Here is a 9,461-nt window from a genome sequence, read left to right as displayed (position 1 = left end):
TCGAGCAGCGAGCGCCAGCGAGCGGATAGTCGAGACCACCCCCAACCCAAGGTGGTCGAGCAGCGAGCGCCAGCGAGCGGATAGTCGAGACCACCTGAGCCACAACGAGCCGCCACCACCCAGTTCTCCACAGGCGAGCCAGATCGGCTGGCCATCAGATCAGCTGGCAAGCACGCTGCTCGAATGGCCTGGGTCTACATCCTCCGCTGCGCCGACGGCTCCTACTACGTCGGCAGCACCCTCGACATGGAACGCCGGCTGTGGCAGCACAACGAGGGCATCGGCGCGGCGTACACGAAGTGGCGACGCCCGGTGACGGTGGCGTGGGCAGCCGAGTACCACAACGTCGCCGAGGCCTTCGCGCTGGAGAAGAAGATCCAGAACTGGTCGCGGGCAAGCGCGAGGCACTCATCGAGGGCCGGTTCGACGATCTGCCCCTGCTGAGCCGCGGCCGGACCGGCTGGATGAAGCGTGGTGAGGGATGAGGGGTGCCGGGGGTGGTCTCGACTGATCGCTCGCTGACGCTCGCTGCTCGACCACCTAGTTGCCGGGGGTGGTCTCGACTGATCGCTCGCTGACGCTCGCTGCTCGACCACCTAGTTGCCGGGGGTGGTCTCGACTGATCGCCCACCTAGTCCACTAACCGCCCACCGGGGAGAGAGTCAGCGGGTGTAGGGGTAGGCGCGCTGGACCTTGCCGTCGAGGGTGGTGGCGAGGTAGCCGGACTCCTGGAACGTGTTGCTGACGTGTACGTCGACGCTCGGGGTCTGGTCGATCTGCGGCATGAACCGGATGATCACGTAGGCCTGGGGTTGCTCGACGTTGAGGGTGCGCTTGGCGCGGGCGATGTTGCGGGCCAGGGCCGCGATGTCGAGGCGGTTGGTGTCGACCACCTGGGTCCCGGGGAAGGTGGCGCGGATGCCGCCGAAGCCGGTCCAGGTGCCCTTCCGGTAGAGCCAGCCCTCCTGACGGGCCTTGCCGGGCACCGGCACGTTCACGATGACGTAGTCGCCGTAGAAGGTGATGTCCACGACCCGGCTGGTGCCGAACCTCTTGCGGTAGGTGGCCAGGAAGCTGCGGACGCCGCTCGCGCTGAGGGAGTACGCCGGTGCGGCCGGTGGGTCGACCCCGGGATCGGTGTCCGGTGCCGTGGCCGGCTCCTCGGACGCCGGGTCGACCGGCCCCGCCGGAGACGGCGGCGATGCCTCGTCGGAGGAGCGGGAGACCCGGAAGCCGACCACGACGAGGGCGGCGACCGCGATCACGACGAGCACCACGACGAGCGTCACGGCCAGAACGATCCGACGTGGAGGGGCAGAGACGCTGACCGCCTGGGGACCGACCCCGGCAGCGGGGTCGAACGTGCTGTACGGCAGGGCGGCCTCGAGCTGGTCGAGGTCTCGGCTCATCAGGTCCAGCTCGGCCATGCTCTGCGCCGACCGCACGTTGCCGAGCCGGATGTCGCGGTCGGCCGTGCTGATCCGACCCTGGTCGTGAGCCCGGTTGACGCGCGCGACCACCTGCTCACGGTCACCGTCGGTCGGCGGTCGCTGGAGGTCGTCCACGTGAGAACAGTAGGGCCAGGGAGGACGGCCGTCCGGGCTATCGCCTGCCAGCGATAGCGTCGCCGCCATGGGAGACCTACTGATCACCGTCGCCCCGACGGGGGCCGAGACGGCGAAGAGCGACTGCCCGCAGCTGCCGACCACGCTCGACGAGCTCGTCGAGACCGCACAGCGGTGCGAGGCGGCCGGAGCAGCGATGATCCACGTCCACATCCGAGACGGAGAGCATCGACCCACCCTCGACCAGGGCAGGCTGCGAGACACCGTCGTCGCGTTGCACGAGCACACCGACCTCGTCGTACAGCTGTCGACCGGCGGCTCGGTGCACGACCCGCTGGACGACCGGCTCAAGGTGCTGGATGCGGAGCCGGACTCCTGCAGCCTGACGATGGGGACCACAAACTTCGGCAACGACGTCTTCCTCAACCCGTGGCCGTTCGTCTGCGACCTCTACCAGCTGAGCCAGGAGCGCGGCGTGGTGCCGGAGTTCGAGCTGTTCGACCTCGGCCAGGTCGCGGCCCTGCACCGGCTGCTTGCGAAGTACGGCCTGCCCCACGGCGGCAAGGTGCACGCCGACCTGGTGATGGGCGTGCCCGGTGGCATGCCGGGTACGGCGGACGCACTCGTCGCGGCCGTGGCCGCCCTGCCGGCCGAGACGACGAGCTGGTCGGCCACCGGGATCGGCCGGTCGACCCTCGCGGTGGCGCTCGCCTCGCTGTCCAAGGGCGGCCACCTCCGGGTCGGCATGGAGGACGTGCTCACCCTCGCCAAGGGCGTCCCGGTCGAGCACAACGACCAGCTGGTGAGCCGCGCCGCCGAGCTGGGCCGGATGGCACAGCGCACCCCGATGACGCCGGCCGAGGCCCGCGCGCTGCTCGGCATGATCTGACCGCGATGCGCGCCGTCCTCCAGAGAGCCACGTCCGCCTCCGTCACCGTCGACGGTGAGGTGGTGGGCCGGATCGACGAGCCCGGACTCGTCGTGCTCCTCGGGATCACCCACGATGACGGTCCCGACCAGGTGGCCTGGATGGTGCGCAAGATCAGGGACCTGCGGATCATGCGCGACGAGCGGTCGGTCGCCGAGCTGGGCGGACCGGTGCTGGTGGTCAGCCAGTTCACGTTGTACGGCGACGCCCGCAAGGGTCGCCGACCGACCTGGCAGGCAGCCGCTCCCGGAGAGGTCTCCGAACCGCTCTACGAGGCCGTGTGCAGCGGCCTCGAGGACGCCGGGACCCACGTCGAGCGGGGCGTGTTCGGCGCCCAGATGCTGGTGCAGCTGACCAACGACGGGCCGATCACGATGGTGCTCGACTCGCCCGGCCAGAACGGCTAGCTGGCCCGGCCGAGCTGGACCTCGCTGATCGCGGTCGTGTTGCGCGGACCCTTGTCCACCGCCAGGATCTCCAGCTGCACCTGGTCGGTCTCGCTCCTCGGCACCCGCAGCAGCCGCAGGCTGCGGTCGCTGGTCGAGCCGTTCACCTTCTGGTCCACCACCACATCGCCGATCGTCCAGCGCACCCGCGTGACCCGGTTGTTCTCGGCGTAGCGGTCGTCACCGGTGGCGTCGTCGGTCTTGGCGTAGCCGGGGATCAGGCCGACCTCGCCGATGGGCATCGTGTCGGGCAGCCTGAGGGTGATCTTCTTGCCGATCCCGGTGCCGTCGCAGCGCCAGGTCGTGTCGGCCACGCCGTCGGTGAGGTTGGCCGCGGCATAGCTGACCTTGGCACCACTCGCGTCCTGGCCCGGCGGCGAGGTGCAGGTCGCCTTGGCGCGTACGCCGCCGACCCGCTCGACCTTGCCGTCCCAGGCGCCCTTGCCGGGTGCCTGGGTGGAGACGGGCTGCTGTGCCTGGTTCTTCCCGCCCTCGCTCATCACCACGCTGGGCTCGGAGCTGGGCTTGTCGTCGCTGTTGACCTTGCCGGCGAAGGCGCGGCCGACGGCGTACGCCCCGAGCACCAGCAGCAGGGCCAGCATCGCGAGCAGCACGGGCACGAACCACGGGGAGTCGGTGACCTTCTCGACCATGGTCGGCTCGTCGTCGTAGGTCTCGGTGCGGTGGGTGCCGACGACCAGCCGACCGCGGCGCAGTGGCAGCTCGTCGGTGTCGGAGCTGTCGGTCGACGGCTCCTCCTCGTCCTCGGGCCCCTCGCTCTGGGCCGCGAGGGCGCGCTCGTAGGCGGCCCGGTAGGCAGCGGCGAACTCCTCGGGCACCTCGGGGGGCAACGAGCCCGGCGGGGTGGGTCCAGACACGCTTCCGAGCCTATCGGGGGCGCCGCGTCCGGAAATGTCGCCTCCGTCAGGCGCGGGGACGACCGAGCGCGCGGTAGTGCCAACCAGCGGACCGCCAGGCGTCCGCGTCGAGGCAGTTGCGTCCGTCGAGCACGCGAGCCTCCCCCACCATCCTCTTGGCCTCGGCCGGGTCGAGCTCGACGTACTCCGGCCACTCGGTGAGCACCAGCACCAGCTCGGCACCGGCCAGCGCCTCCTCGACGGTGTCGGCGAACTGGAGGTCGGGCCACCTCTGCGCCGCGTTCGCGATCGCCTTGGGGTCGGTGACCACGACCGAGGCGCCCTGGAGCTGCATCTGCGCGGCGACGTTGAGGGCGGGCGAGTCCCGTACGTCGTCGCTGTGCGGCTTGAAGGCGGCCCCGAGCACCGCGATCCGTCGGCCGGCGATGGAGCCGCCGCACTCCTCACGGGCCAGGTCGACCATCCGCACCCTGCGCCGCATGTTGATGGCGTCGACCTCCCGCAGGAAGGTCAGGGCCTGGTCGGCGCCCAGCTCGCCGGCGCGGGCCATGAAGGCCCGGATGTCCTTGGGCAGGCAGCCGCCGCCGAAGCCCAGCCCCGCGTTGAGGAAGCTGCGGCCGATCCGCTGGTCCATCCCGATCGCGTCGGCGAGCGCGGTGACGTCGCCGCCCGCCGACTCACACACCTCGGCCATTGCGTTGATGAAGGAGATCTTGGTGGCGAGGAAGGAGTTGGCGGCTGCCTTGACCAGCTCGGCGGTGGCGAGATCGGTGACCAGCCGGGGTACGCCGCTCGCGAGGACTGTCGCGTAGAGCTCGTCGAGCACCACGACGGTCTCCTCGTGGGCATCGCCGGTGCCCACGCCGTAGACGAGGCGGTCGGGCTCGAGGGTGTCGGCGACGGCGTGGCCTTCGCGCAGGAACTCCGGGTTCCAGACCAGGTGCGCCCCCGGGCAGGCAGCGTGCACAGTGTCGGCCAGCCGGCTTGCCGTCCCCACCGGCACCGTGGACTTGCCGACGACCAGGTCACCCGGCTTCAGCACCTGCACGATGCTGCCGACGGCGGCGTCGACGTGGGAGACGTCGGCCGCGTTCTCGCCCCTGCGCTGCGGCGTACCCACGCAGACGAAGTGCACCGTCGCGTCGGCGGCCGCAGCGGAATCGCTGGTGAACACCAGCCGGCCGGTGCCCAGCGCGCGTTGCAGCAGCTCGGCGAAGTCCGGCTCGTGGAACGGCGGTCGTCCCGCTGACAGGGCGTCGACCTTCTCGGGAAGGACGTCCACCCCCACGACGTCGTGCCCGAGGCTGGCCATGCACGCGGCATGCACCGCTCCCAGGTAGCCGCAACCGAAGACGGAGACCTTCACGACCCTCACCATGCGGCGCGAAGGTGAGCAGCCGGCGACCGCACGGAGAGGTGCGTGCGTCGCCGAGGCGGCGAGCAGCCGAACGGTCGAGGGCCTCAGCGCAGACGGCGGTAGAGCACGGCTCCGAGCAGGGCGCCGATCGTGTTGGCCACGATGTCGCTGAAGCTGGCGTGGCGGCCGGGCAGCAGCACTCCCTGGATCAGCTCGACGGTGCTGGCGCCGACGAAGCCGTACGCCGTCCAGTCCTGCCAGCGCAGGCGGGGCCAGACGCGCGAGCCGAGGAGGCTCACCGGCGCGATGATCACGGCGTTCATCAGCACCTCGACCCGCGTGAAGGTGACCCACGAGTCGGGAAGCACGGCCTGCAGCACCCGGACCAGGTCGTTCACGAGGGCGGTCTGCAGGTGCGAGGTCGGCGAGAACAGCACCACGGCCAGCACCAGGACGTAGAGCAGCAGCGGAAGGCCGGCTCGCCCCGCGAGCCCTGCCCCCCGTGCCCTCGTGCGCTGCAGCTGTTCGGTCACTGGGGCCAGTAAATCCTCTCGGGCCAAGATCGCGGACCAGTGGTCTACACACGCAGCAGCGCCCGGCCTCCGGCGAGCCGGTGGCCGAGCGCTGCTGGTCGTCTAGACGGAGACGGCGACTTCCTGGATCGCGCCCACCTCGGCGGTCACCTTGGTGTCCACCGGCTGGATGCGCGGCGCCAGGGTGCGCAGCGTCCACTCACCCGGACCGGCGAAGAACCGGAAGTGCCCGGTCGCCGAGGTCGGGACCTCGGCTGTGAACTCACCGGTGCGGTCGAGCAGCCGGACGTAGGCGTTGCCGACAGGGTCACCCTGCCCGTTCACGTTGGCACGCACGACCTGGCCCTGGATGATGGCCTCCTTGGCGACGTCGATGCCGTCGAGCGAGAGACCGCCCTCAGTGGCTCCGCACATCAGGCCTCACCGGCCTCGTCGCCGAGGGTCACGGGTACGCCGACCAGGGAGCCGTACTCGGTCCAGGAGCCGTCGTAGTTCTTGACGTTCTGCTGGCCGAGCAGCTCCTTGAGCACGAACCAGGTGTGGCTGGAACGCTCGCCGATGCGGCAGTAGGCGATGGTGTCCTTGCTCCAGTCGACGCCGGCCTCGGTGTAGATCTCCTTCAGCTCGTCGTCGGAGCGGAAGGTGCCGTCGTCGTTGGCCGCCTTGCTCCACGGCACGTTGGCGGCCGTGGGGATGTGACCGGCACGCTGGGCCTGCTCCTGCGGGAGGTGGGCCGGGGCGAGCAGCCGGCCGGCGTACTCGTCAGGGCTGCGTACGTCGACGAGGTTCTTCACGCCGATCGCCTCGACCGTCTCGTCACGGAACGCGCGGATCGAGGTGTCCTGGTCCTTCGCGGTGTAGGAGGTCTTCTCGCGGGTGGGGGCCTCGTCGGTCAGCTCGCGGCTGTCGAGCTCCCACTTCTTGCGACCACCGTCGAGGAGCTTGACGTCCTCGTGGCCGTAGAGCTTGAAGTACCAGTAGGCGTAGGCGGCGAACCAGTTGTTGTTGCCGCCGTAGAGCACGACGGTGTGGTCGTTGCCGACGCCACGGTCGGAGAGAAGGGCCTCGAACTGCTCCTTGTTGACGAAGTCGCGACGGACCTGGTCCTGCAGATCGGTGGTCCAGTCGAGCTTGATGGCCCCGCGGATGTGGCCCTTGTCGTAGGAGGTGGTGTCCTCGTCGACCTCGATCAGCACGATGCTGGGGTCGTCGAGATGCTCCTCCACCCAGTCAGCGGTGACCAGTGCGGTTTCGCGGCTCATGTGGTGCCTCTTCTTCCTTTTTTTCTCGGGTCTGTTTCTCGGGTGGTGTGGATCAGGCGTTCGTGTGGACGGGTGCGCTGTGCGCGGGTGCGACACGGCGGATCAGCAGGTACAGCTCACAGCCCAGGCAGTAGCCGAAGACCGCGTTCAGCAGGGCCGCCGCCAGGGCGAACCCGGTGGCCACCGCGCCCAGCACGGTCACGCCGGAGAGGTATCCGACGAGCCCGACCAGCGCGAAGACGAGACCGACGCCCTGCGCGAACCGCGGCGGCTGCGGGTCCTCGAGGTGCGCCGGCGCCGCCAGGCGCGGCCGGACCAGCGTCTTGAAGAGGTACGCCGCCGGGGTGCGCTGCACGCCGAGGACCACCGCCGTCGCGAACAGGGCCGTCTGGATGCCCAGCAGGACCACGCCCACGGCGTCGGGTGCCGTGACCAGGGTGAGCGCCAGCACCACGCTGGTCAGCATCGCGTTGAACTGCGGACCGCGCGGGTCGATCTGTCCGTGGTCCTGCCCGCGGCCGGTGCTCGCTCGCTCGGGTGTGCTCATGGCTCTCCTTGGTGTCCGGGGTGTCCGGTGGCATGCGCGGACGGTCGCCGCTCCCTCGAGTTTAGTCGACCAAGTTCATCGACTAAGGGGAAGTTGGTCGGGGGTGACCGTCAGGACATTCGACACAGCGACGAGCGCACGCGGCAGTGGTCCACTGCGCGGCGACGGGTCAGCAAGGTCGAGCTCATGAGGGGAAGCCTAGGCAGGGGCGGGGACGGTACCTATCGACCGTCTCACCATTCGGGCAGACCATCCACATCATGGACATCACGGCTGCTCGACCATCGGGCCCAGGGCGGTGAGCACCTGCTGTCGCGTCGGAGCACCACTCGCCCGGGTGACCTCGGCGCCGTCGGCGGAGAGCACGATCGTGGTCGGCGTGCGCAGGATGCCGAGGCGGCGTACGACGTCGAGATGGTGCTCGGCGTCGACCTCGATGTGCGCGACGCCCGGCGTCGCGGCGGCCACGTCCCCGAGGACCCGCCGGGCGGCCCGGCAGGGAGCGCAGAACGCCGAGGAGAACTGCAGCAGGGTGGCCCGTTCGCCCAGGTCGCCGACCCACGGCGTGCCGGCCAGCACTGACTCGGCGGGCGGAGCTTCGGCCGGTGCCCCGGCCGGTGAGGGTGACGCTGCCCCGAGGACCCGGTGGGTGCCACGGAACCGGCCGTCGGTCGCGGCCCGGAACAGCCCGAACGCGATCGCGCCGACGACGGCCACGGCCAGGACCCACACTCCTGCGCTCATGACTGGCCCAACGACGGACCGGGCAAAAGGCTTCCCGGTCTCGACTCAGCCGCCGGCGAAGGGCGGCAGGAACTCCACGGTGGCGCCGGGCTGGACCAGTACCTCGGCCGGGTCCTCGGTGGTGACGGGACGATCGCCCACCATCATCGAGCAGCAGGAGAGCACCTCGGAGAACCGCGGGGAGTCGGCGTGGGCCTCGCGGGCCCGCCCTACCAGCTCGGCCAGGGTGACCGCTCCGGACACCTCCAGGGCGTCGCTGTCGGTGCCCGCTGCAGCGCGCGCGGAGGCCCAGTAGCGCAAGATCACACGTCCGGTGCCGGGATCTCGGTGAGCGTCGGCCGTCATGTTGGATATCCTGACGCATCTGTGGTGGGGAAGTTCATCAGCGTCGATGACCCACCGACCGACGCAAGCACTCACCCAGGAGGTGCCATGGGCACCGTGCTCCTGCTGACGAAAGCGCTGCAGCCCTCGGCTGACGTGCTCCCGGGCCTGGCGCTCCTCAGCCACCAGGTCAAGATCCTGCCCGCCGAGGGCAGCGCCCTCCTGGAGGCTCCCGACCACGACCTGCTGATGGTCGACGGCCGGCGCGAGCTGGCCCACGCACGCGATCTGTGCCGGTTGATCCGGACCACCGGGTCCGACCAGCCGGTCGTCCTGATCGTCACCGAGGGCGGCCTGGCCGTCGTCGCGGCCGACTGGGGGATGGACGACGTCATCCTCGAGAGCGCCGGCCCGGCCGAGATCGACGCCCGCATCCGGGTCGCCATCGGCAAGCTGGCAGCGCGCAACAACGACTCGGACCCCGACTCCCACATCATCCGCTCCGGCGAGGTGGTGGTGGACGAGGCGACGTACACCGCCAAGCTCAGCGGCCGCGTGCTCGACCTCACCTTCAAGGAGTTCGAGCTGCTCAAGTACATCGCCCAGCACCCGGGCCGCGTCTTCACGCGTGACCAGCTGCTGCAGGAGGTCTGGGGCTACGACTACTTCGGCGGCACCCGCACCGTCGACGTCCACGTGCGCCGGCTGCGCGCCAAGCTCGGCACGGAGCACGAGTCGCTGATCGGCACCGTGCGCAACGTGGGCTACCGGTTCGTGCTGCCTCCGCGCGACCAGGGTGGCGCGAGCAGGACAGGCGCTGTCGCGGACGATGCGGAGCAGGCAACGGCCCCCAGCAGCGACACCGTGGCATAGCCTC

The 9,461-nt window shown here is 70.3% G+C and carries 13 protein-coding genes; 4 read left to right on the top strand and 9 right to left on the bottom strand.

Annotated features, from left to right (window positions below; genetic code table 11):
• The first annotated feature begins 183 nt into the window (after positions 1 to 183).
• A complete protein-coding gene (locus H976_RS26185) occupies positions 184 to 444 on the top strand; it encodes a GIY-YIG nuclease family protein (protein WP_231388910.1) in 261 nt (86 codons plus the stop codon).
• 218 nt (positions 445 to 662) lie between these two features.
• Here H976_RS26185 and H976_RS0113225 read toward each other — a convergent pair whose 3' ends face one another.
• The gene (locus tag H976_RS0113225) at positions 663 to 1,565 is read right to left on the bottom strand and encodes a DUF1707 domain-containing protein (protein WP_027861935.1); all 903 of its coding nucleotides are present in this window, start codon (positions 1,563 to 1,565) and stop codon (positions 663 to 665) included.
• Between the two features lie 67 nt (positions 1,566 to 1,632).
• Here H976_RS0113225 and H976_RS0113220 point away from each other — a divergent pair, with 67 nt between their 5' ends.
• The gene (locus H976_RS0113220) at positions 1,633 to 2,454 is read left to right on the top strand and encodes a 3-keto-5-aminohexanoate cleavage protein (protein ID WP_027861934.1); all 822 of its coding nucleotides are present in this window, start codon (positions 1,633 to 1,635) and stop codon (positions 2,452 to 2,454) included.
• Positions 2,455 to 2,459: 5 nt separating this feature from the next.
• Positions 2,460 to 2,900 carry a D-aminoacyl-tRNA deacylase gene (gene dtd / locus H976_RS0113215; RefSeq protein ID WP_027861933.1) on the top strand — a complete coding sequence of 147 codons (441 nt, stop codon included), beginning with the start codon at positions 2,460 to 2,462 and terminating at the stop codon, positions 2,898 to 2,900.
• On the opposite strand, the gene H976_RS0113210 is transcribed toward dtd, so the two are convergent.
• The 8 genes from H976_RS0113210 to H976_RS0113175 form a co-directional block, all read right to left on the bottom strand.
• Entirely contained in the window at positions 2,897 to 3,817 is a 921-nt protein-coding gene (locus H976_RS0113210; protein ID WP_155918230.1) for a hypothetical protein, read from the bottom strand. The two genes, dtd and H976_RS0113210, sit on opposite strands and share 4 nt — an antisense overlap.
• Before the next feature lie 46 nt (positions 3,818 to 3,863).
• Positions 3,864 to 5,183: a UDP-glucose/GDP-mannose dehydrogenase family protein gene (locus H976_RS0113205; protein ID WP_027861931.1), complete on the bottom strand. Its 1,320-nt coding sequence runs from the start codon at positions 5,181 to 5,183 to the stop codon at positions 3,864 to 3,866.
• A 95-nt stretch (positions 5,184 to 5,278) separates the two neighbouring features.
• The gene (locus tag H976_RS28845) at positions 5,279 to 5,707 is read right to left on the bottom strand and encodes a VanZ family protein (protein WP_051276784.1); all 429 of its coding nucleotides are present in this window, start codon (positions 5,705 to 5,707) and stop codon (positions 5,279 to 5,281) included.
• Positions 5,708 to 5,809: 102 nt separating this feature from the next.
• Positions 5,810 to 6,121: a DUF1416 domain-containing protein gene (locus H976_RS0113195; protein WP_027861930.1), complete on the bottom strand. Its 312-nt coding sequence runs from the start codon at positions 6,119 to 6,121 to the stop codon at positions 5,810 to 5,812.
• A complete protein-coding gene (locus tag H976_RS0113190; protein WP_027861929.1) occupies positions 6,121 to 6,969 on the bottom strand; it encodes a sulfurtransferase in 849 nt (282 codons plus the stop codon). Before H976_RS0113190 ends, H976_RS0113195 begins: the two co-directional genes overlap by 1 nt.
• 52 nt (positions 6,970 to 7,021) lie before the next feature.
• Positions 7,022 to 7,516: a DUF4395 domain-containing protein gene (locus tag H976_RS26175; protein WP_051276783.1), complete on the bottom strand. Its 495-nt coding sequence runs from the start codon at positions 7,514 to 7,516 to the stop codon at positions 7,022 to 7,024.
• 267 nt (positions 7,517 to 7,783) lie between these two features.
• Positions 7,784 to 8,260, bottom strand: coding sequence for a thioredoxin family protein (locus tag H976_RS0113180; RefSeq protein ID WP_027861928.1), 477 nt, complete (start codon positions 8,258 to 8,260; stop codon positions 7,784 to 7,786).
• Positions 8,261 to 8,305: 45 nt separating this feature from the next.
• Positions 8,306 to 8,605 (bottom strand): MoaD/ThiS family protein, encoded by a 300-nt coding sequence (locus H976_RS0113175; RefSeq protein WP_051276782.1) that lies wholly within the window; start codon positions 8,603 to 8,605, stop codon positions 8,306 to 8,308.
• Positions 8,606 to 8,692: 87 nt separating this feature from the next.
• Here H976_RS0113175 and H976_RS0113170 point away from each other — a divergent pair, with 87 nt between their 5' ends.
• Positions 8,693 to 9,457 carry a response regulator transcription factor gene (locus H976_RS0113170; RefSeq protein WP_027861926.1) on the top strand — a complete coding sequence of 255 codons (765 nt, stop codon included), beginning with the start codon at positions 8,693 to 8,695 and terminating at the stop codon, positions 9,455 to 9,457.
• Positions 9,458 to 9,461 lie beyond the last annotated feature (4 nt).

It is taken from the genome of Marmoricola sp. URHB0036, assembly GCF_000426045.1.
Classification (GTDB): Bacteria; Actinomycetota; Actinomycetes; order Propionibacteriales; family Nocardioidaceae; genus Marmoricola.
The sequence above is the reverse complement of the archived record's forward strand: the minus strand, read 5'-3'. Positions and strand labels throughout refer to the sequence as shown.

Bases quoted from the DNA above. Each gene is read 5' to 3' on its own strand.
- H976_RS0113175 (WP_051276782.1), bottom strand. From the start codon at position 8,605: ATGACGGCCGACGCTCACCGAGATCCCGGCACCGGACGTGTGATCTTG.
- dtd (WP_027861933.1), top strand. From the start codon at position 2,460: ATGCGCGCCGTCCTCCAGAGAGCCACGTCCGCCTCCGTCACCGTCGAC.
- H976_RS26185 (WP_231388910.1), top strand. From the start codon at position 184: ATGGCCTGGGTCTACATCCTCCGCTGCGCCGACGGCTCCTACTACGTC.
- H976_RS26175 (WP_051276783.1), bottom strand. From the start codon at position 7,516: ATGAGCACACCCGAGCGAGCGAGCACCGGCCGCGGGCAGGACCACGGA.
- H976_RS0113195 (WP_027861930.1), bottom strand. From the start codon at position 6,121: ATGTGCGGAGCCACTGAGGGCGGTCTCTCGCTCGACGGCATCGACGTC.
- H976_RS0113170 (WP_027861926.1), top strand. From the start codon at position 8,693: ATGGGCACCGTGCTCCTGCTGACGAAAGCGCTGCAGCCCTCGGCTGAC.
- H976_RS0113180 (WP_027861928.1), bottom strand. From the start codon at position 8,260: ATGAGCGCAGGAGTGTGGGTCCTGGCCGTGGCCGTCGTCGGCGCGATC.
- H976_RS0113220 (WP_027861934.1), top strand. From the start codon at position 1,633: ATGGGAGACCTACTGATCACCGTCGCCCCGACGGGGGCCGAGACGGCG.
- H976_RS0113190 (WP_027861929.1), bottom strand. From the start codon at position 6,969: ATGAGCCGCGAAACCGCACTGGTCACCGCTGACTGGGTGGAGGAGCAT.